The organism is Pseudomonas sp. B2M1-30, from assembly GCF_025447575.1.
Taxonomy (GTDB): domain Bacteria; phylum Pseudomonadota; class Gammaproteobacteria; order Pseudomonadales; family Pseudomonadaceae; genus Aquipseudomonas; species Aquipseudomonas botevensis.
On the sequence record NZ_JAOEJT010000017.1, the window covers coordinates 1 to 23879 of the forward strand.

General features: G+C 64.2%; 5 protein-coding genes. All 5 read left to right on the top strand.

Annotated features, from left to right (window positions below):
- The first annotated feature begins 726 nt into the window (after nt 1-726).
- Genes N8H74_RS25515 through N8H74_RS25535 form a run of 5 tightly spaced genes read left to right on the top strand, consistent with a single transcriptional unit; the run spans nt 727 to nt 23821 of the window.
- On the top strand, nt 727-9690 hold the full coding sequence (locus tag N8H74_RS25515; protein ID WP_262151233.1) for a non-ribosomal peptide synthetase: 8964 nt from the start codon (nt 727-729) through the stop codon (nt 9688-9690).
- Nucleotides 9687-13805, top strand: a complete 4119-nt coding sequence (locus N8H74_RS25520) for an amino acid adenylation domain-containing protein (RefSeq protein WP_262151235.1) — start codon at nt 9687-9689, stop codon at nt 13803-13805. The genes N8H74_RS25515 and N8H74_RS25520 overlap by 4 nt, the downstream gene beginning before the upstream one ends.
- Nucleotides 13802-22915 carry a non-ribosomal peptide synthetase gene (locus N8H74_RS25525; protein ID WP_262151236.1) on the top strand — a complete coding sequence of 3038 codons (9114 nt, stop codon included), beginning with the start codon at nt 13802-13804 and terminating at the stop codon, nt 22913-22915. The genes N8H74_RS25520 and N8H74_RS25525 overlap by 4 nt, the downstream gene beginning before the upstream one ends.
- Complete coding sequence (locus tag N8H74_RS25530) at nt 22912-23592, top strand: hypothetical protein (RefSeq protein ID WP_262151238.1); 681 nt, start codon at nt 22912-22914, stop codon at nt 23590-23592. Before N8H74_RS25525 ends, N8H74_RS25530 begins: the two co-directional genes overlap by 4 nt.
- Entirely contained in the window at nt 23585-23821 is a 237-nt protein-coding gene (locus N8H74_RS25535) for an MbtH family NRPS accessory protein (protein WP_262151240.1), read from the top strand. Before N8H74_RS25530 ends, N8H74_RS25535 begins: the two co-directional genes overlap by 8 nt.
- Nucleotides 23822-23879 lie beyond the last annotated feature (58 nt).

A 23879-nucleotide genomic window follows, 5' to 3' on the forward strand; every position in this document is an offset into this window, starting at 1 on the left:
GTAGGTCATCGTCAAGATTAAATTCCGAAACCCCAATTGCGAAAGCAGTTGGGGTTTTGTTTTGCCTGCGAAAAAGTACCCGGACGAAGGGATGGCCTACGGCTATTTCGCAAATTTCCTACATTTTGTGTACCTCTCCAGCAAAAAACATGGTTATTATCCGGCGGCGCATCGGGTCACAAACCCGGCGCCAGAAGATTGCCGTGTGTCTACAGACCCGGTAATCGCAGCCGATCGGGACCACCCTGGCGCTGTCACCCCCGCGCAGGTTGTTCCTCGTCGTTGACCCTCAAATGGAAGTCGAGGTTTCAATTGGTCACGCGGTTTGCAATCGTCGATGTAATGGGCAGGGCGATGGATGTCGCCAATGTACCCGTCAATTCTCCAGCTGTTTGCGATGACCGTGTTGCGGTGCTTATCGCCAGCCAATCCCCCTTCAATTTCATGCGTGTGCACACGTCCGACCGTGACGTGAACCAGCCCGCGCGTGCCGCGCCTTCTTCCTGAATTTCGAATGACCGAACCGGCATTCGATGCCGGAGCCTGACTGGTGGGGTTCGCACTGTCCCTGCCTGATCACAAAAATAAAGCAGTCATGGACGGTAGCCTCCGATGTTCGACAACAATTCCTTGCGTGGGACGACTCCTGCGCAGCCCGGTATTTCATCCAAAAAAACAACAGATGACGTCGTACTGACCGACGCCGACTACGACGGGAACCGCACTATGCTGCCGTTTGATGCCGAGCAGTGCGTACACGCTCTGTTTGAAGCGCAGGTTCTGCGTAACCCCGACGCCATAGCTGCACGCTGGCAGCATGAAGCGCTCAGTTATCGCGACCTCAACACACGCGCCAATCGCCTCGCTCACCACTTGCGCGATCTTGGCGTCGGGCCGGACGTGCGAGTCGGGTTATGCCTGGAGCGTTCGCTGGAGATGCTGGTCGGGGTACTCGCGGTGCTCAAGGCCGGCGGTGCTTATGTGCCGCTGGACCCGGCTTATCCGCAGGCGCGGCTTGCCCACATGCTGGCTGACAGCGCGCCGGCAGTCGTGCTGACTCACGGTGAAGCCCGCCGCCCGTTGCTCGTCGCGCTCGAACATTCAACGGTTGAACCCACGCTGCTTGATCTGGCCAATTCCAGCCTCTGGGCTTCGCAGTCACCCGACAACCTCGACCCTTGCGCTGTCGGACTGACGTCTCGACACCTGGCCTACGTGATCTACACCTCCGGCTCGACCGGCACTCCGAAAGGCGTGATGGTCGAGCATCGCGGGCTGATCGCCGTGAGCGCCGCCTGGAAGCAGCTTTACGCCTTGGACGAGCCGATCAATCACCTGCAAATGGCCGGTTTCTCCTTCGACGTGTTCAGTGCGGATCTGATTCGTGCGCTGGGGTTCGGCGGCACTCTGGTGCTCTGTCCACGGGAAACCCTGATGGATCCGCCGGCGCTGTATCGTCTGTTGAACGAGGCGCGAATTGGCTTTGCCGACTTCGTACCGGCGCTGCTCAACCCGTTGCTGGCCTGGGTCGAAGAGAGCGGTCACGACTTGTCGTTTCTGCGCACCGTGGTGTGCGGCTCGGACATCTGGACCGCCCACAGCGCGCGACAACTGCGCCTGCTCTGCGGCGATCAGGTGCAAATCGTCCAGGCCTATGGCGTCACCGAAGCGAGCATCGACAGCACCTGTTTTGAATACAACGATGCGAGCCATACCTACGGCGTACTGCCGATCGGCCGGGCGTTGCCGAACACCCGCATTTACCTGCTCGATACTCAGGGCGCACCGGTTGCCATGGGTGTCGCGGGCGAATTGCACATCGGTGGCGTCGGTGTTGCGCGGGGCTATCTGAACCTGCCGCAACTCTCCGCCGAGCGCTTCATTGACAATCCGTTTGTGCCAGGCGAACGCCTGTACCGCACCGGCGATCTGGCGCGGTATCGGGCCGATGGCCAACTGGAATTTCTCGGACGCAATGACTCTCAGACCAAGTTGCGCGGACTGCGCCTGGAGCTGGGGGAGATCGAAACCCGTCTGGGGGACATCGCCGGCGTTCGCGAAAGCGTGGTGCTGTTGCGCGAGGACAACCCCGGCGAATCCCGACTGGTCGCCTACTACTGCGAAAGTACCGGCGCGGCACTGACCCCGCGCTCCCTGCGTGAGCAGTTGCAACTCAGCCTGCCGGAGTTCATGGTGCCGACGGCGTTCGTGCGTCTCGATGCGCTGCCGTTGACCGCCAACGGCAAGGTCGATCGTCCAGGGTTGCCGGCACCAGACAGCCACGCATTCGATCAGCAGGATTACCAACCCCCGCAAGGTTCGCTGGAAACCGCGCTTGCCGGGATCTGGGCCGAAGTGCTTGGCGTGGAGCGGGTCGGACGTGAGGATCAGTTCTTTGCTCTCGGCGGGCACTCGTTGCTGGTGATGCGGGTGCTGGCTCAGGTTCGACACACGCTGGGTCTGGAAGTAGCGCCTTCGGCGTTGTTCGCAGCACCCGTCCTGAAACAGTTCGCCGAAGGGCTGCAAGCCAGTCAGGCCGCGGCTCGCCCGGCCATCACGGGTGTTGAACGCTCGGGTGCGCAAACGTTGTCGTCCGCCCAGCAGCGCCTGTGGTTTCTGGCGCAAATGGAGGGCGGCAACGCGGCGTATCACATGCCGTTGAACCTGCGTTTACGTGGCGTTCTGGACGTTCCGGCACTGGAGCGCAGCTTCAATCAACTGGTGGCGCGACACGATGCGCTACGGACTACTTTCATTGCCGTTGAAGGGGAAGGGCGACAACAAGTCTCGCCGCCCGCGCATTGCATCAAGCTGACGGTGATCGACTTGCAGGGGCACGACTCGCAAGAGCGGCTCATCCGCTTGATCGACGAAGAGGGTGCCAAACCGTTCGACCTGAGCCGTGGTCCGCTGATGCGCGTCAGCCTGGTACGGCTGGCGACGGACGACCATGTGCTGCTGCTGACCCAGCACCACATCATCTCCGACGGCTGGTCGATGGGCGTGCTGACCCGCGAACTGGGCCAGTTGTACGAGGCCGCGTTGCAGGATCGCGACGACCCGTTGCCGCCGCTGCCGGTGCAGTATGTGGATTACGCCGTGTGGCAAAAGCAGTGGTTGACCGGCGACGTGCTGGATCGACAAACCCGCTATTGGCGCGAAACCCTCACGGGCGCGCTGGTGTTGTTGGAGCTGCCGACCGATTACAAGCGTCCACCCGTGCAGGATTACCTCGGCGGTTTCGTGCCGCTGGAGTTCGACCCAACGTTGACCGCGCGCCTGAAAGCTCTGGGCATGCAGCAAGGCACCACGCTGTTCATGACGTTGCTGGCCGGTTTTTCGCTGTTGCTGTCGCGCCTGTCGGGGCAGAGCGACGTGGTGATCGGCGTACCTTCGGCCAACCGTCCGCAACAGGAACTGGAAGGGCTGATCGGTTTCTTCGTCAACACCCTGGCCCTGCGCATGACCCGCTCGGGTACACCGTCGGTGGCGCAATGGCTGCAACAGGCGCGTCGCGTTGCGCTGGAGGCCCAGGAGCATCAGGATCTGCCGTTTGAGCAAGTGGTGGAGTTGCTCAACCCGCCGCGCAGCCTGGCCCACAGCCCGGTGTTCCAGGTGTTGTTCGCCTGGGAGCAGGATCAGGACTCGGACCTGTTGCTGACCGGGCTGGAGGTCACTCCGGTCTCGAGCAGTCACCATGTCGCCAAGTTCGATCTGCAATTGGCACTCAGCGAGCGTGACGGGCAGATTGTCGGCGGTCTGGAGTACGCCTCCGGTCTGTTCGAGCGGGACACTGTCGTGCAGTTCGGCGAGTACCTGCGCCGGGTGCTGACGCAGATGGTCGAGGATTGCGAGCGACCGCTGGCAATGATCGATCTGCTGAGCGCCGAACAACGGCAACGGATCGTGCACGACTGGAACCGCACCGCCCGCGATACCTCATCGACACCTGATTGCATGGCGCGTTTCGAAGCCCGATCCCGGCAGGCTCCTGACGCGGTAGCGTTGCTCGCCCAGAACCAACAACTGAGCTACGGCGAACTGAATCGGGCCGCCAACCAGCTCGCGCATTACCTGATCGAACAAGGCGCAGGTCCCGAGCATCGCGTCGGCTTGTGCCTGGAGCGCTCGCCGCAGATGGTCATCGGTCTGTTGGCGATCCTCAAGGCGGGAGCGGCGTACGTGCCGTTCGATCCGGCGTATCCGGGTGAGCGCCTGGCCTTCATGTTCAACGATGCCGCGCCGACCTTGCTGCTGACGCAATCCAGCCTGCGCGCCGGTCTGCCCGTCAGCGAAACGTTGCCGATCTGCTGCCTGGACACCGACGCACCGCAATGGGCGCAGCATTCGATCCGTGATCCGCAGGTGCGGGTGAACCCGGAAAACCTCGGCTATGTGCTTTACACCTCTGGCTCCACCGGGCGACCGAAAGGGGTGGCGCACAACCGTCGCGCGTTGGATAACCTGATCGCCTGGCAACTCGACCAGACCACCGCACCACAACGCGTGCTGCAATTTGCCTCGCTGAATTTCGACGTTTCGTTCCAGGAAATCTGCAGCACGCTCTGTCAGGGCGGCAGCCTGTTGCTGATGACCGAGGACAGCCGCAAGGACCTTGCGGCGTTGCGTCCGACCCTGGTGGCCGAAGGCGTGCAGCGCGCGTTTCTGCCGTTTGCCGTGTTGCAGCAACTCGCCGGTCTGACCGAGGCCGATGCACTGATGCCGGCCGGCGGCTGCGAGATCATCACCGCCGGCGAAGCCCTGCAAATCAATGATGAGCTGCGCAGTTTTGTCCGTGGACTTGGCGGTGCGCAGTTGCACAACCAGTACGGACCGACCGAAACCCATGTGGTCAGCCAGTTCAGCCTGACGTGTAGCGATGCCGAATCCTGGCCGGACGCGCCGCCCATTGGCCGGCCCATCGCCAATGCGCGGTTGTACGTGCTGGACGAACATCTGAATCCTGTGCCGGTCGGCGTGGCGGGCGAGTTGTATATTGCCGGCGCCTGTCTGGCCCGAGGTTATCTGAATCGCCCGGACCTGACCGCCGAACGCTTCCTGCCGGATCCGTTCAGTGACGAACCGGGCGCGCGGATGTACCGCAGCGGCGACCTGGCGAAGCTCCTGGCCGATGGCAACGTGCAGTACCTGGGACGCATCGATCAGCAGATCAAACTGCGCGGTTTCCGCATTGAGCTCGGCGAGATCGACAGCCTGTTGCAACAGCAACCCGGCGTGCAGAAAGCCGCTGTGCTGCTGCGCGAGGATGTGCCCGGCGACAAACGGCTGGTGGCCTACGTGGTCGGCTCCGCCACCGGCGAAACCCTGCGTGCCGAGCTGCAACGACAGCTGCCCGAGCATATGATTCCGAGTGCCTGGGTGCATCTTTCGCAACTGCCGCTGACCCGCAACGGCAAGCTCGACCGTCAGGCGCTGCCGGCGCCCGAGCGTAGCGCCGGGGCCGATTACGTCGCGCCGCGTAACGACATCGAACAGCAAATGGCCGAGATCTGGGCTGACGTGCTCAAGTGCGAGCGGGTCGGCATCCACGACAACTTCTTCGACCTTGGCGGCCATTCGCTGCTGGCGACGCGGATGATCTACGCGATCAACCAGCGCATGGGCGCGCAATTGTCCCTGAGCCGCCTGTTCCAGACGCCGGTGCTGATGGATCTGGCGGCGCAGGTGCAGGCTTCGCGCAACGATGAAGTCCGCATCGAGCCAGCCTTCAGTCCGATCGAGCCGGACCGCGACGCCCGGCACGCGCCATTCCCCCTGACCGATATCCAGCAAGCCTACTGGTTCGGGCGCGAGTCCACGGTCAGCCTCGGCGGGGTCAGCGCCCACGGTTATGAAGAACTGCGCATCCCCGACTTCGACGCCGAGCGGTTCGAGCAGGCGCTGAACCGCATGATCCTGCGTCACGACATGCTGCGCGTGGTGTTCCTCAGCGACGGCACGCAACAGGTGTTGGCACAGGTGCCGACCTACCGCATGCCGCGCAGCGACCTGCGTGGTTTGTCCGCCGAGGTGGCGCAGCGCACGCTCGAAGCGACCCGCGAACGCCAGTCCCATCAGGTGCTGGATGCCAGTCGCTGGCCGTTGTTCGAGTTCAGTCTGTCGTTGCTCGATGACGGCATCACTCACCTGCACATCAGCCTCGATGCCTTGATCGTTGATGCCGCCAGCACGCAGATTCTGGCGCGGGAGCTGATGGCGTACTACGTCGATCCGACCCTGGACCTGAGCGAGCCGGGCCTGACCTTCCGCGACTATGTCTTGGCCGAACAGCAACTGCGCAATGGCAGCCGTTACGAGCAGGCGCTGAGCTACTGGCGCGAGCGACTGATCACCCTGGCACCGGCGCCGGACCTGCCGCTGGTGCGCCAGCCCGAGAGCATTGCCAACCCGCATTTCACCCGGCGCGACCGCGATATGTCAGCGGCGCAGTGGACACAGCTCAAAGCCGTGGCCAAGCAGTTTGCGGTGACGCCTTCGGTGATGCTCCTGACCGCGTTCAGCGAAGTGCTCGCGCTGTGGAGTCGCACACCACGTTTCACCTTGAGCCTGCCGCTGTTCAACCGCATGCCGTTGCACCCGGACGTCGATGAAATCATCGGTGACTTCACCTCGCTGGTGTTGCTGGAAGTCGGCATCGACGGCGCGCTGAGTTTCACCGACAAGGCCCGCGCGGTGCAGGCGCAACTTTGGCGGGACATCGATCATTCGGTGGTCAGCGGCGTGCGGGTGCTGCGCGAGTTGTCCCAGGCACGGGGTGTGCAGCAGACGGCGATGCCGATCGTGTTCAACAGCACCCTGTCGGAAGCTGCGCCAGAGCTGGCGGAATTCAACCTCGCGGACGCGTTGAACGCCAGGCACATGCACAGCATCACCCAGACCCCGCAGGTGTGGCTCGACCACACCTTGCTGGAGCTGGAAGGGCGGCTGTTGTTCAACTGGGACAGCATCGACGAACTGTTCCCCGAAGGCATGATCGAGCAGATGTTCGTCGCCTATAACGCGCTGCTGGATAGCCTCTGCGAGCCAGCGGCGTGGGGCGCGAACACGCCGCAGCTGCTGCCCCTGGCGCGTTTGCCGGCGCCGGTCGACAGCGTGCAGACGCTGCCGCTGATGCACGAACTGTTCGAGCGTCAGGCCCTTGCCACGCCGCAGGCGCTGGCGGTGATTGGCGCTCGACAACTCACCTACGCCCAACTGCGTACGGAAGCGCGGCAACTGGGCGCTCGGCTTCAGGCTCAAGGCGTCGTGCCCAATCGTCTGGTCGCGGTGGTGATGGAGCGCGGCTGGGAGCAAGTGGTCGCGACCCTGGCGATTCTTTATGCCGGCGGCGCTTACCTGCCGATCGAACCGACCCAACCTTCGGAGCGCCTGCGGCATATTCTGCAGCGCGCCGAAGCCACCCTGGTGCTGACCCAAGCGGCGCTGCTCGACAAGATCGAATGGCCGGCATCGGTCCGCACCGTCGTCGTAACCGCTGACGTCATGACCGATCCCGCGACGTTGCAACCGGTGCACATCACACCAGACGACCTCGCTTACGTGATCTACACCTCCGGCTCCACCGGTCAGCCCAAAGGCGTGGTGATCGACCATCGCGGCGCGGTCAACACTTTGCTCGACATCAACCGGCGTTTTGCCGTCAGCCCGGATGATCGCGTGTTGGCGATTTCGTCGCTGAGTTTCGATCTCTCGGTGTATGACTTCTTTGGCACCCTGGCCGTGGGCGCGGCGGTGGTGATGCTCGAACCGCAACTGGCTCTCGATCCGGCGCACTGGCTGGCATTGATCGAACGCCATCGGATCAGCCTGTGGAACTCGGTGCCGGCGCTGCTCGGCATGTTGCTCGAATACATCGAAGGCGAGGGCGGTGCGTTGCCGGCCTGCCTGCGGGTGGCGATGCTGTCCGGCGACTGGATTCCACTGACGTTGCCGGAGCGTGCCTGGGCGTTGCAGCCGGACTTGCAACTGATCAGCCTCGGCGGTGCGACGGAGGCGTCGATCTGGTCGATCTGCTATCCCGTGCAACAGGTCGATCCCGACTGGCGCAGCATCCCCTACGGCAAGGCGCTCGATCACCAGCGCTTCTACGTGCTGGACGAAGCCCTGCAAGTGCGTCCGACCTGGGTGGCGGGCCAGTTGTACATCGGCGGCATCGGTCTGGCGAAAGGTTACTGGCGCGACGAGAAACTCAGCGCTGGCAGTTTCTTCGCTCATCCGTTGACCGGCGAGCGCTTGTATCGCACTGGCGACCTGGGGCGCTTGCTGCCGGATGGCAACATCGAGTTCCTCGGTCGCGAAGACAATCAGGTCAAGGTCCAGGGCTACCGCATCGAACTCGGTGAGATCGAAGCGGTGCTCAACCGTCATCCGGGCGTGCAAAGCGCGGTGGTGCGAATACTCGGCAGCACACTGGGGGAGAAACGTCTGGCGGGCTATGTGCTCAAGGCCGATCCAGACTTGCAGGCCAGCGACTTCACCGATTACCTGAGTGACAAATTGCCGGCCTACATGATTCCGCCGTCATTCACGTTCGTCGACGCCTGGCCATTGTCGTCCAATGGCAAAGTCGACAAGAAACGTCTGCCGGAACCGACAGAGACCGAGGTGCAGGGGCCGGCCCTGGAAGTCGACGGCCCGCAGGAGCAGCAACTGGTGGAGATCGTGCAGGGCGTGCTCAAGCGTGATGCCATCGCTGCCCATGCCAACCTGCTGAATCTCGGCGCCACCTCGATCGATATCGTGCGGATCAGCAACGCCTTGTCCGGCGCCTTGCAGTTCCGCCCGCATGTGGCGCAGTTGCTGGCCCAGCCGACGTTGCTGCATTTGCTCGGCATGTATCGCCAGAACCGGGCACGTCAGGATCTGCTCGGCAACGTCCGGCAGCCCGCGAATATCGCCCAAGACATCATCGAAGATCCGCAACAGCGGGCGCAGTTCAAGGCTGAACAACACGGGCGCCGCCGCTTCGCTCAAGCCTTGCCGGCGGTGGAATTGCTGCTGCCGCAGGACCCGGCGTTTGCCCGGCGTTTCAGCGAGTACCGCTCGGTACGCCAGTACGACGCGCAGCCGATTGCCACCCAGGCTTTCGCGCACTGGCTGGCGGCGCTGGCGCAAGGGCAACTGGACGGCGAGGTGAAATACCAGTTCCCGTCGGCCGGCGGGCTGTATCCGCTTCAGGCCTACCTTTACGTCAAGCCGGATCGGGTGCTCGGCGTACCCGGTGGCGCGTATTACTACGATCCCCGCCAGCACCGGTTGCTGGCGCTGCAGAGCGGTTTGCTCGACCCGGATACCTACGACTATTTCGTCAATCGGCCGGTGTACGAGAACGCCGCGTTCTCGCTGTTTTTCATCGCTGACATGGCGGCAATCCGGCCGTTGTATGGCGAACGCAGCCGCGACTTCTGCCATATCGAAAGCGGCGCCATGGCTCAGTTGCTGACTATGACCGCCGTCGAACAGGGGCTGGGCCTGTGCGGAATCGGTTCGATCGAAGAGCAGCAATTGACCGCGCTGTTCGACCTCGGGCCAAGCCATGAGTTGATCTATTCAATGGTCGGTGGCCTGCGCACGGCTGATGAGCAACACCGCGCGCCGGTCGAGACATTTGTTCTGGAACCGGCGATGCAAAGCCCTGGCGACGATGACATGGAGGAGTTTGAGGTATGAATGCCGATCAATTGCTGACGTTGTTCGCTCGCCAGGGCGTGGTGCTCGAAGTGGACGGCGACAAGCTGCGCTGCAAGGCGCCCCGTGGTTTTCTCACCGAGGAGCTGACCCAGGCGCTCAAGCGTCACAAGCAGGAACTGATTGCCTTGCTCGGCGGCCAGGAGGAGGGCGCGACGATTCCCCGTCGTGATGGCGAGCAAACCGCCTGGCCGCTGTCGTTTTCACAACGGCAGCTGTGGTTTCTCGATCAACTGGAGCCTGGCAATCCGTTCTACAACGTGCCCACGGCGGTGACGCTCAAGGGACGGCTGGATGTGGCGCTGCTGGAGCGGGCGCTGAATGAACTGGTGAGTCGCCACGAAATCCTGCGCACCACATTTTGCCGCGTGAACGGCGAACCGCGTCAGGTGGTGCATTCATCGATGCCGCAATCGTTGCCGGTGACGGACCTGCGTCAGCTCGCTGCGGACGAACGCGAGCAGCGCGTCAAAAGCGCCGTCGAACAGGATGCCCGGGCGCCGTTCGATCTGGCCACCGGGCCGCTGTTGCGTGCCTCGTTGCTGCGCTTGGCCGATGATGAATACCTGTGGCTGTACAGCGTGCATCACATCATCGCCGACGGCTGGTCGATGGGCGTGATCCTGCACGAAGTCGCCACGCTGTATGGCGACTACCGGCAGGGCGGGGCATCGAGTCTGGCGCCGTTGCCGGTGCAATACGCCGACTATGCCTGCTGGCAACAACAGCGCGTGGCGGGCGCGGTGCTGGACGCTCAGCTCGATTACTGGCGGCGGACGCTCGGTGATGCGCCGGCGCTGTCGACATTGCCCACCGACCGGCCGCGACCGTTGGTGCAGCGCTACGTCGGCGCCACGTTCAGCTCATCCCTCGACAGCGGGACCCTGCGCGAACTCACGGCGCTGGCCCGGCAGACCCAGGGCACATTGTTCAACGTCCTGCTGGGCGCGTTGGCGGTGCTGTTGTGGCGTCACAGCGGGCAGCAGGATCTGTGCATCGGCACGCCATTCGCCAACCGCAACCGCCCGGAAATCGAGCCGCTGATCGGCCATTTCGTCAACACGCTGGTGCTGCGCCAACATCTGGACCCGCGGCAGACCTTCGCCGAATTGCTGCGCGAAGTGCGCGGGCAAAGGCTCGATGTTCACGCCCATCAGGACGTGCCGTTCGATCGCGTGGTGGAAGCCGTCAACCCGCCGCGCGATCCGGGGCATTCGCCGTTGTTCCAGGTGATGCTGGTGTTGCAGAACACCCCTGGCAACGCCGTGCAGATGCCCGGTCTGGAACTGGCGCCGTACAGCACCAGCAGCGCTACGGCCAAGTTCGATCTGGCGTTCGAGTGGGTCGAGCGCGAAGGGCGGTTGCACTTGTTGGTGGAATACAACACCGACCTGTACGACGCCGCGACCATCGAGCGCCTGAGCGGACATTACCGACATCTGCTGGAGCAGATCGCCCTGGACGCCAAGCAACCGATCGGTGCGCTGGCGCTGCTGAGCGAAGCCGAGCGGGAACGGATTCTGGTCGACTTCAACCGCTCGACGCCCCTGACACAACCGGCGCAGTGCGTGCATCAACTGGTTGAAACCCAGGCTGCGCGTAACCCGCAATCCTGTGCGGTGGTGTTCGAAGGTGAGTCGCTGAGCTACGCCGAACTGAATGCCCGGGCCAATCGTCTGGCGCGGCACTTGCGCAGTCTGGGTGTCGGCCCGGACGTGCGCGTGGCGGTGTGCATCGAGCGTTCGCTGGCGTTGCCGGTGGCGTTGTTGGCGGTGCTCAAGGCGGGCGGTGCCTACGTGCCGCTGGACCCGGATTATCCGCTGGGGCGCCTCAGCCACATACTTGGCGACAGCACCCCGGCGGTGTTGCTGACCTTGGGTGCGGCACACGGGATTTTGCGCCAGGCGCTGCAGGGTTCGACCTGGGAAGCGCCGCTGCTCGACCTCAAGGACGACGCCGCGAATTGGGCGCAATTGTCGCCGGACAACCTTGACCCGCGCAGCGTCGGAGTCACGCCCGATCATCTCGCCTACGTGATCTACACCTCGGGCACCACCGGTTTGCCCAAGGGCGCGATGGTCGCCCACCGTGGCCTGAGCAACCTGCTGCTGTGGTGTTTGCAGGTCTGCGGCGAGGCCGGGGCGATGTTGCACAAAATCCCGTTCGGCTTCGATGCTTCGGCCTGGGAGACGTTCTGGCCACTGGCGACCGGCGGACGGCTGGTGATTGCGCGGCCCGGCGGGCATTACGAACCGGCCTATCTGGCGCGCGAAGTGCGCGAGCAACGGATCACGGCGCTGGTGTTCGTGCCGGCGATGCTGCAGCTGTTTCTCGAGGTCGAGGACGTCAGTCTGTGTTCGACCCTGACCGACGTGTTCAGCGGCGGCGGCGAGCTGCCGCCAGCCCTGGCCCGACGCTTTCAGGAGCGTTTGCCCCATGCGCGTCTGCACAACGTCTACGGCCCGACCGAAACCACGGTGATCAACAGCCTCTGGACGCTGGAGCCGGGCGCCGAGGTGCCGGCCCGGCAACTGCCGATCGGTCGGCCCATCGCCAACAATCGTTTTTACGTGCTCGATGAGCGCGATGCGCCGGTGCCGGTAGGCGTCACCGGGCACTTGCACATCGGGGGTGTCGGTGTGGCCCGTGGTTATCTGGGACTGGCGCAGCTCAGCGCCGAGCGCTTTATCGACAATCCGTTCGTGGCCGGGGATCGGCTCTACCGCAGCGGCGATCTGGCGCGTTATCGCCCCGATGGCCAACTTGAGTTTCTCGGGCGCAACGACTTCCAGGTCAAGCTGCGCGGCGTGCGCCTGGAGCTGGGCGAGATCGAGGCGCGGCTCGAAGCGTTTCCCGGCATTCGCAGCGCGGTGGTGCTGATGCTCGGCGAAACGGCACAGGAGCAGCGTCTGGTGGCCTGTTGCGTGGACGCCGGGCAACCAGATGAAGCGGCGGTGCAGGCGCATCTGGCGACAACGTTGCCGCGAGCGGTGATCCCCGGCAGTTACCTGTGGCTCGATGCTTTACCGTTGACGGCCAACGGCAAGGTCGACCGCGCCGCGCTGACGGCACTGGCGGATCAGCAAATGGCCAATCGGCAGGTCAACCTGAGCAGCCCTCGGGATCACATTGAACTGGCCCTGTATCAGATCTGGAAAAGCCTGTTGCTGGCGCCGCAGATTGGCATCCGCGACAACTTTTTCAATGTCGGCGGCACCTCCATTGCCGCGATCAAAATGGCCCATGAAATCAGCCGGATGTTTGCTGTCGAAGTGCCGGTGCGGGTGGTGCTCAGCTACCCGACCATCGAAGCGCTGGGCGGCTGGCTGCGGGTCGGGGCCAACCCGGCCGTGGCGCAAGGCAACCTGATCGAATTCCGCCGTGGCGCAGGCCAGAGCAATGTGGTGTGCATTCACCCGGCGGGCGGAACGGCGTTCTGTTACCTGTCGCTCGCCAAGGTGCTGCCCGATGGGGTCGGCGTCTATGGCGTGCAATCGCCGGGGCTGAATCCGGGGGAGAGCGCCGAGCCGACGGTCGAAGCGATGGCCGAGGCGTACTTGCGTTTGATCGAGCCGCTGACAGCGCAACCGCTGATCCTCACCGGTTTGTCGTTCGGCGGGTTGGTGGCCTATGAGATGGCCCGGCTTCTGACGGCGGCGGGGCATCGCCAGGTGACCGTGGTGCTGCTCGACACTCAGGGCAGCGACGATCCAGGTTTCCGCGAGCAGATCGGCACCGTCGACATGGCCGAGTTCCGCGACAAACTGGTGCGCTTCAACGGCATGTACCCCGGCATCGAAGACGCGCAGGTCGAGCGCTATTTCAATATTTATAACCACAATCGTCTGGCCATGGCGGCCTATGAGTGCGCACCTCGGGCCGGCCGCGTGGTGTTGATCCAGGCGCGGGAGGATTTCAGCCGCCGTCAGTTGCATGAGTTGCGCGGTTTCTGGCGTCGTCGGGCCGGTGACGGCTATTTGGCGAAACTGGTGAGCGGCGGGCACTGGGACATGCTGGAAAGTGCGGAAATCCATCGGGTCTCGCAGGTCATCGGGCAGGAGCTGCAACGCTTTGACGCACAGGAGGTGAAGTCATGAGGGCTGCCAATCAGATGACCTTGCTCGCGCGTTTCGCCGAACAGGTGCAGCGTAATCCGCAGGCACCGGCGGTCATCGATCAATCGCTGACGCTGACTTACGCCGAGCTTGCCAGTGCCAGCGAACGTATCGCCAGAGGCTTGCAGGCGCGCGGCATACGGCCCGGCCAGTCGCTGGCGCTGTGCATGCCACGCGGCTGGCAATGGCTGGCGGTGATTCTCGGTGCGTTGAAGATCGGTGCCGTGGTGGTGCCACTGGATCGCGCCAGCCCGAGCAAGCGTCGTGAATTGATGCTGGCCGATGCCGCGTGTGTCGGCTTGATCACGCTGAACGAGGAGCCGACCTTATCGTCCTGCTGGCAGGCCAGCATCGACGCGTTGCTGGATCAGCCGGATTACCCGCCACAACCCCTGGCAGAAGACTTCGCCGAGGTGATGTTCCTGTTCTACACCTCGGGCACCACTGGCACGCCGAAAGCGGTGGAAGTCGGCGAGCGCGGTTTGCTGCGACTGGCGCACACCGATGCCTATATCGAGATTCGTCCGACGGATCGTTTTGCCTGCCTGTCCAACCCGGCGTTCGACGCGTGCAGTTTCGAGCTGTGGGCGCCGCTGCTCAATGGAGGCTGCTGCGTGATGATCGCCGACGAGGACGTGCTGGATGCACGGCGTCTGGCCGCCGTGCTGGAGCAAACGCGAGTCGACAACCTGTTCATGACGGTTTCGCTGTTCAACACCTTGATTGCCGACTGGCCGGCGTGCTTCTCCAGCCTGCGTCAGGTACTGATCGGCGGTGAGCAGATCAGCGCCGCCGCCGTGCGTGCCTGGTATCGCGCCAACCCGCAGAGCCGCTGCCGGATCTTCAACGTCTATGGCCCTACCGAATGCACCACGTTCGCCTTGTGCTGGCCGATTGGCCGGGACTTTGCCGGTGACTTTGCGCCCATCGGCCGAGCGTTGCCGGACACCGGCGTGTGGGTGCTGGATGAGCGCCAGCGGCCTGTGGCTGCGGGAGAGGTCGGTGAACTGTATTTGAGTGGCAGCGGGGTCGCCCGTGGCTATCGCAACCGTCCCGAAGAGACGGCCCGTCAGTTCCTGCGCCTGCCAGCACTCGACGGCGGCGCCCAGGTGCATTACCGCACAGGCGATCTTGTGCGGCGCAACGCTGACGGTTTGATCGAGTATCTGGGGCGGGTCGACCGTCAGGTGAAGATTCGCGGTTTTCGCATCGAGCCGGGCGAGGTGGAGCAACGGATGCTCGAGCATCGCGGGGTGGCGCAGGTGTTCGTCTGCGCCCGGCGCCAGGCGGCCGAAGACCACCAGTTGCTGGCGTTCATCGTGCCGCGCTTCGAACTCGACTTCCACGAGTTCGAAGCGCATTTGCGCACGCATCTGGCACCCTACATGCGCCCGCATCAACTGTTTCTGCTGGCGCGTTTGCCACTGACTGCCAATGGCAAGATCGACCGCGACAGCTTGCTCGCCCAAACGCTGAAACCATGGCATCCGGTGGCTGATGCAGTGGACGAGGGCCAAACATCGCCGGCCCTGAGCTGGTTGCTGGCCGAGGTTCGCTCGCTGCTCGGACAACCGGCCCTGAGCGCACAGGACGACTGGCTGGGCAGTGGCGGTGATTCGCTCAAGGCCATGCGCCTGCGTTCAGCGATTCGCCGCCAATGGCAGCGCGAAATCAGCATCGGCATGTTGCTCGACCAATCCTTCGCGACACTTGCCGAACACCTGAGCGATGAGCTGACCTGCCATACGGTCTATCCCCCCGCGCCAGCGATCAGCAATGCCCGACGCCTGCCGGCCACCGCTGAACAACGCCGCTTGTGGCTGCTTCAGCAACGTACGCCCACCTCAACCGCATACAACGTGCCGCTGATTCTGCACCTGGCGGCGGGCGCCGATGTGTCGGCGCTGGCCGAGGCGGTGGGGCGTCTGGTGGCGCGTCATCCGGGATTGCGCACGGCATTCGTGGCCGGCGCCGAGGGGCTCGATCAAGTGATTGCCGATCAGGGGCCGACCTGTCGCACCTTCGCCCCCGGGCACTTCACCGAAGACAACTGGCAGGCCTTCGCGGCGCTGGTATTCGATACGCCGTTCGACCTGACCACGCCGGCCCTGTTTCAGGCGTGGCTGTTGCCGTTCGTTGATGGCAGCTGTCGGCTGTTGTTGAACCTGCATCACATCGTTGTCGATGGCTGGTCGGTGAACTTGTTGTTCGACGACCTGACGCAGCTTTACACCGACGCTGTGCAGAATCGCGAAACGCCTGATCCGTCACCGCGCCTGACCGCGCTGGAGTTTGGTCAGTGGCAGCGGCAGTGGAGCGTCGATGCGCATTATCGCGATCAGCGCCGCGCGCTGGCCGAACTGCACCGACGTCAGGAAGAACCGTCGTCCGCGCTGACACCGATGCGCGCGATCAGCCCGGACGCCAGGTTGCTCCGGGAGCCGCTGGGTGTGGTGCGCAGTGCCGCCCTCGAACGGTTCTGCACGCAACAGCGACTGACCCGGTTCGAAGTGCTGTTCAGTGTCTTTGCCTGGAGCCTGTATGCGCTGACCGGGGTCGAGCGGCCACGGATCGCCAGCCCGGTGTCGAACCGGCCGCTGGCGGAGTTCGAGGCCAGCGTCGGCATGTTTGCCAACACCGTGCTGATTCCTGCCGCCGTCGAACACGCGCTGACGCTGGGCGAGCAACTGCGCAGGCAGACTTCCTGCGTGCGCGAGGTGCTGGCGCTGCAGGACGTGGCCCTGGCGGATCTGGTGGAAGACCTGCGGCTGTCGTCGAGCAACGCGCTGTTCGATTTCATGTTTGTGCTGGAAAACACCGATTACGCCGCCCTGGCCGATTCGAGCCTGCACGCCACCCTGGAATTCAGCGAGCGGTTGCACGCCAAATGTCCGCTGACCTTGTTGATGGTCGGCGCGGGATCGCAGCTGGAATGCTGGTGGGAATATCAGTGCAGTTACTTCGATGCCGAACAGATGCGCGCGGTGAACGCGCTGTTCCGCCGTGGTCTGGACTTGTTGCTGGAAACCCCGGCGGCCACTCTGGATGATCTGCTCGGGCCGTATCGACTCGGATTGCCGGTCGCCAGTGAAGGCCTCGGCGGCGAGGTGCCGTTCAATACGCTGGCCGATTGGTTCGAGCATCAGGTGCTGTGTACGCCGCACGCCACTGCGCTGGTGCAGGGTTCGCGTCGCCTGACTTATACCGAGCTGAATACGCTGGCCGATTCCCTGGCCGCCACCGTGATCGAGCGTCATCCGCTGCCGGTCGGCAACGACGCGCCGCTGCATGTCGTGCTGTTCCTCGATACCTCGGTGGAGCATATCGTCGCCTTGCTGGCGCTGGCGAAACTCAATCTGACCGCCGTGCCGCTCGACCCGGCGTACCCGCTGGCGATCCAGCGTCAGGTGCTGGAGCAGGCGCAGCCCCATTGCCTGTTGTTCAGCCGCTCGACCGAGGCGGCGCTGGAGGATCTGGATAGCGGACGTTTTGATCTGCACCGGGTCGATTTGCAGGCAGAGGCCCGGCCGTTCGAACGTCCACGTCATGCCGGCGAGCGGCCGCTGTACACGCTGTTCACCTCGGGCTCCACGGGTACGCCGAAAGGCGTGCAGGTGTCGGAGCGAACCCTGTGCAATCTGCTGCAATGGCAGCGCACCGAAGGTCAGTTGCCGGCGAAGTCGGTGACCTTGCAGTTTTCCATGTTGTCGTTCGATGTGTCGTTCCAGGAGATTTTCAGCACCCTTTGCGGTGGCGGCAGTTATCACTTGATTACGCCGTGCTGGCGCCAGAATGCCGAGGCGTTGCTGGCGTATATGGTCGAGGCGCGGATCGAGCGTCTGTTCCTGCCGTGCGTGGCCTTGCAGCATCTGGCGCAAACCGCCGTCGCCCGAGGGGTTTATCCGTCGGCATTGCGCGAAGTGGTGACCGCCGGGGAGCAATTGCTCTGCACCGACGCGCTGCGCCAGTGGTTCAGCGCAATGCCGCAGGCATCGCTGTTCAATCACTACGGCCCGACCGAAACCCATGTGGTCAGCGCCTTGCGCCTGCCACCCGTGGCCCGGGACTGGCCGCTGCGCGCGCCGATCGGCCACGCGGTCGGCAATGCCCGTTTGCTGCTGGTGGACGAGCATGACCGCCCGGTGCCGATCGGCAGCCGGGGCTACCTGCTGGTGGCGGGGCCGATGGTTGCCCGTTGTTATCTGGCGGATCCGGCGTTGAACGCGGCGCGGTTTGTCGAACTGCCACAGGCCGATGGCGACAGCCGCTTGTTCTATCGCACGGGCGATCTGGCCTGGGCCGACGCCCAAGGCTGTCTGCATTACCTGGGCCGTGACGATCAGCAGATCAAGCTCAGCGGTCATCGCCTGGAGCTGGGGCAGATCGAAGCGGCGCTGATGCAAGTGCCGCAAGTGGTCAACGCGGTAGTGGCGGTTCAGGCCGAGCCGCAGCGGCTGATCGCCTGGCTGCAACTCGATGGCGAGCCGGCGACCTCCCGGCAACTGGATCGCCAGGTGACGCGGCAACTGCCGGCGCATGTGCGAATCGACGAATATCGCCGGATCGACCTCTGGCCGCGCACGCCCAGCGGCAAGGTCGACCGCAAGGCCTTGCCGGGGTTGGGCGAGGCACTGGAGCGGCGCAGTCCGCCGCAACCGGTCGTGGCGTTGAGCGCGCTGGAGCGGCAATTGAGCGAGCTGTTCAGTGCCGTCATCGGCCGGGACATCGAACCGGAGCAAACCTTTTTCGAGGCCGGCGCCACCAGCCTCGGCCTGATGCGTCTGCACGCGCGCTACAACCAGGAACTGCCGAACCCGGTGGCAATGGCCGATCTGTTCGAACACGTCACGATACGGCGGCTGGCGGCGCATCTTTCGGCAGTTCCGGGGACGGCCGTCGAGCGTGTGCGGCAAGCCGATGCGGGGCATCAGCCGATGGCGATCATCGGCATGTCGGTGAACGTGGCCGGGGCGCAGAACCTCGGCGAGTTCTGGGCGATGGTGCAAGGCAACGCGTTGGGCATCGAGCGTTTTGTCGCGAGCGAAGGTCTGGTCGGCGCCCGCAGCCAACTGGCGGGCATGCTCGATTTCGACCCCGAGTATTTCGGCATCAGTCGCCAGGAAGCACGCCTGATGGACCCGCAACAACGCCATCTGTTGATGGGCTGCGTGCAGGCCCTGCAACACGCGGCCATCGTTCCGGCGACCGACGGCCCGCGTATCGGCCTGATCGCCAGTTGCGGCGAAACCACGTACTTCCAGCAGATGTTGCGCGACACCGCCGCAGGCGATCTGCCGGACGGTTTTCAAATGGCGCTGCATCACGACAAGGATTTTCTCGCGACCAAAGCCGCTTACCACCTGAATCTCAACGGCCCGGCCCTGAGCGTCCAGGCGGCGTGTGGCAGTTCACTGATCGCCGTCCACATGGCGAGCGCGATGCTGCGCCAGGGCGACAGTGATGTGATGCTGGCGGCCGGGGTGTTGATCGACCCGACTCTGAGCGATGGCTATCGTCATCGTTCGCAGCACATTTTTTCCGCCGACGGTTTGTGCCGTCCGTTCAGCGACGACGCCAGCGGCACCATCGGCGCCAGTGGTTACGGGGTGGTGGTGCTCAAGCCGTTGGCCCAGGCCCGGGCGGATGGCGACCGGATCTACGCGCTGCTCGAAGGCTCGGCGCTGAACAATGACGGCCGGGCCAAGATGAGTTACACCGCGCCATCGGTGGCCGGGCAGAGCGCGGTCATCAGCGATGCCTTGAGCCGGGCCGGATTGACCGGTGCGGACATCGGCTACGTCGAAGCCCATGGCACCGGCACCTTGCTCGGTGACCCGATCGAGGTCGCGGCGTTGACCAAGGCTTTCGGCGACGCGCCTGCCGACAGTTGCGCGCTGGCCTCGGTGAAAAGCCAGATCGGTCACCTCGGCGCGGCAGCGGGGGTGGTGGGGTTGATTCGAGCCAGTCTCGCGGTGTTCCATGGCGTGCTGCCGCCGAACCTCGGTTTTGGCCGGATCAACCCGCAGATCGACCTTGAGCATTCACCGTTCTACATACCCACCACGTCCCGGCCATGGCCGCAGGGGCGTCGGCGTCTGGCAGGGGTCAGCAGCTTCGGTATCGGCGGCACCAACGCCCATGTGATTGTCGGCGCCGCGCCCAAGACGCCGGACACGGCCGAGGACACGCTGCCGTTGCTGATGATTTCGGCCCACAGCCGCGCGGAATTGTTGCGCGATATCGCGGCGATCAAGGCGCATCTGCAAAGGTTTCCTGAGCTGCACGGCGCGCTGTTGCGGCACTTGCAGTCCGGTCGCCGTCAATTGCGCTGGCGTTTCGCGATGGTCTGCCGGCCCGGTGACGACATTCCGTTGCAGCCGACATCGATCAGGGAAGTCGCGGTTTCGGGCGTAAAACTGATTGCCCGCGATCATTCGCCGCTGGTGCTGCTGGAGGCCTGGTACGAAGGCGTGAACCTCGACTGGCCACAGCGCTCGGCACCACCGCCGTGGGATCTGCCGCCGTCATCGTTCGATCTGCAGACCTGTCGCTTTCAGCCGGCTGCGACGGCAGCGGTCGTTGAGGAACCGTCGCCGGGTATCGAGCGGCAGCCGCTGGCCGACTGGTTCCATCAACGGCAGTGGATGCGTGTCCGGCGCTTGAGTGCGATGGCGAAAGGGGCCCGGCGTGAAGGGTTGATTCTGTGCAGCCATGACGCACCCAACGCCACGTTGCTGGAGTCGTTGGGTACGGTTTATCGGCGAGTGATCCAGGTGCGTGCGGGCAACGGCTTCAAGCGACTGGGCACGGATCGTTTCGAACTGGACCCGCTGGACGCCGACGCCCTGGCCCGGTTGCTCGATGAAGTTGCTGGACCCGCGTTGGTCGAGATGGACTGGCTGCATGCCTTGCCGTTGGCGGTGTCCGGCGCGGTCAATGAGCAAAGCCTCGACCTGGCGCAGTGGGCTTGCCTGGATACGGTCAGCGCGCTGATGCAGGCGTGGGGGCAAACCTCGCGCACGATCCGGCTGCGGCTGTGGTTGATGTCGTGGCAGGCGTGTCCGGTGGAGGGCGAGGTACGGCGCCCTGAACTGGCGGCGCTGGCCGGGATCTGCGAAGTGGTGCCGCAGGAATACCCGCTGCGTTGTCACTGGCTCGACTGGTCTTCTCCATCCATCGGCGCGCAGGCCGGGGAACTGGCGGCAGTGCTGAGCGATCCGGCATCACTGCCTCGGCGGCTGGCGGTTCGCGACGGTTATTTGTGGCAGCCGCGTTTGATTGCTCATTCGTCGCCGAGCGCGAGCGTGGCTTCCAGCCTGCTGCCGGAGGACGGCACATTCCTGGTATTGGGCGGTAGCGGCGGTATCGGTCGTACCTTGTGCGAACACCTGTTACAGGCACCGGCGCGAAGGGTGGTGCTGCTCTCGCGCCAGGCTGAGTTGCCGCTTTCGCTGGCGCCTTATGCATCGCGGATCGATTGCATTCAGGCGGACATCGCCGACCTGCCGCAATGGCCGCAAGTCCTCGACCAACTGGCCCGGCGTCATGGTCGTCTGGCCGGGGTGATTCATGCGGCGGGTGTCGGTGCGGGCAGCCTGATTCGTCATCGCGATGCCGGGCAAATGGCTCAGGCCATGGCGGCCAAGACGCGCGGCATGCTGGCCGTCGAAACCCTGATCGAGCAACTGTCACCGGGTTTCGTTCTGTACTGCTCGTCGATGTCGGCGCTGTTCGGTGGTGCCGGTCACCTGGACTACGCGGCGGCCAGTGGTGTGCTCGACGGATTCGCTCACTATCGCCCGAATGCCGCCAGCGCTTGCGTGCGCCTGGGCATCAACTGGGATATCTGGCGCGATATCGGCATGGCGACGACCAACAATGGCGGGGATGCCGCGCATCAGGAGCATTTGACCGTCGGCTTGTCGGCTGAAGAGGGCTGCCGGGTGTTCGATCTGGCGATGGCGACGCAATTGCCGCAATTGCTGATTTCCACCACCGGGATCGACACGGCGCGACGCTTTTATCCGGTTCGCCATGGTGCCGGGAGTGCGCCAGTCGAGGCGCCGAAAGGCACCGATCTGCCGGCACGCCTGCGCGAGTGCCTGTGCAAGTGGCTCGGGGTTGGCGAGCTGGATGACGACGATTCGCTGTACGACCTCGGCGCGGATTCGTTGACCTTGCTCGACCTGATCGACGAGTTGCAGGCGGCCACCGGCGAGGTGTTCCAGCTGTCGCAGTTCAGTCACAAGGTCAGCCTCAACGAGGTATTGGCCTTGGTGCAGGCCTGCACGGTCGAGGTGCCAATCGCTGCGCCACAGGACTGGAGCGATGCGGTGCGGATCGATCAATGGCACGCGGGCGCCGGCCAGGAGTGGCTGTACCTGATCCATCCGGTGGGCGGCGATGTTCAGGCTTACCGCGAACTGGTGTCGGCGCTGCATCCTGATCTGGGCGTCTGCGTGATCGCCGACCCGGCGCTGCGCCTGCCGGCGTTGCCGAACATCAGCGTGGTCGAGCGCGCGCAGTGGTATCTGCACGCGATTCAGGCCCATCTCCCGGCGGACAGTGCATGGCGTCTGGCCGGTTGGTCGTTCGGTGCCTGGGTGGCGCAGGCGCTGTGTCAGCAGGCGCAGACAACCGGTTTCAGACAGCCACTGTTGTACCTGATCGATCCACCGGCGCCAGATGCCGGTGCCGAACTGGCGGGCATCGACGAACAAACCATCGAGCAGGTGTTCCAGCGCGAGTTTGCCCAACGCTGGCCGGACGGTGAAGGGCAGGCGATGTCCGACGAGCGTCTGGCCTATCTGCAACGGCTGACGGTTTGCTGCCGCAACAACATGAGCAGCATGGCCGACTTCCAGCCGCCGGCACTGGCCGCGACGGCGGCGCGGATGTTCATCGCCGGGCACGCCAATCCCTATGGCCTGGGCAATGCCTGGAACATGGACGACCTGCAACACAGTTGGCGAGCGTTGTTGCCGCGTCTGCTGAGCTGGCAGCGGCTGGACACCGACCACTACGGCATCGTCGCGGGGCGCTGGGCGCGGATGATTGCCGAGGTGATCGGCGCGCGGGAGGCGTCGACATGACTGAACCGGTCGCCACGCCGCGATGGCTGCTGACACTGACGCATGTGCTGTACGAAACCCGGTCGACCGAAACCCTGGTTCCGCGCTTCGACGGCCCTGTGCCGTTCCGGTTGCTGCATCAGTGGCAAGCCGAGGTGGTCATGCCGTTGTTGTGCGAGGCATTGCCGGAGCATCGGCCGGCGCTGCTGGCGTTGCAAAGTCTGCATCGGCGAGCGGCACTCGGTGTGCTCGGGCGCCAGGGTGAATGGCGGGCCACGCTCAAACCGGTGTTGCTGGCGCTGTATCGACGGGCTTATGCCTACGACGCGGCTTACGCCCAGGCCCATGCCAGCGCGCTGAGCTACGGCCTCGCGCCGGCCAACACCGCGATGCTCGCCGAGCATTTTGGCAATGCCGAAGCCTTCGCCGACTACTACGCGCAATTGAACACCGAGGCCAGTGCCGCGTCATTTGCCCAGACCCACGCCAGTGCCAACGCGGAAATCTCGGCCCGGGCCTTCGCCGCTGATGACGCCCAGGTCTACGCAGAGGTCTGCGGGGCATCGGTGCGGGTGTATGTGCGGGCCTGTGCGCCGACGGACGAGCAGCGATGTTCGCTGCTCAACGCGCTCGCCGAAGGGCTGGGTCGAAGCCTGGCAACGCTGCAATCCCATTCAACAGGAGAACGATATGCGTGACGCAGAGCTGCAATTCGAGGTGGTGATCAATGCCCAGGGTCAGTACTCCCTGTGGCCGGCGGGCAAGCCGATGGCCTGCGGCTGGAATGAGGCGGGGATGCGCGGCGAGCGCCAGACGTGTCTGGACTACATCAATCAACACTGGACCGACATGCGGCCACGCTCGTTGCGCGACCCTGTGGGGGCGGGTTTGCTCGCGAAGGCGCCGGATCGGTCACAACGGCTTTGAACGACTAACCGCTTTCGCGGCAAGCCCGCTCCCACAGGGTAGAGCTGGGGGCTTCAAT

Coding starts and splice junctions, on each gene's coding strand:
- N8H74_RS25525 (WP_262151236.1), top strand. CDS start 13,802: ATGAGGGCTGCCAATCAGATGACCTTGCTCGCGCGTTTCGCCGAACAG.
- N8H74_RS25535 (WP_262151240.1), top strand. CDS start 23,585: ATGCGTGACGCAGAGCTGCAATTCGAGGTGGTGATCAATGCCCAGGGT.
- N8H74_RS25515 (WP_262151233.1), top strand. CDS start 727: ATGCTGCCGTTTGATGCCGAGCAGTGCGTACACGCTCTGTTTGAAGCG.
- N8H74_RS25520 (WP_262151235.1), top strand. CDS start 9,687: ATGAATGCCGATCAATTGCTGACGTTGTTCGCTCGCCAGGGCGTGGTG.
- N8H74_RS25530 (WP_262151238.1), top strand. CDS start 22,912: ATGACTGAACCGGTCGCCACGCCGCGATGGCTGCTGACACTGACGCAT.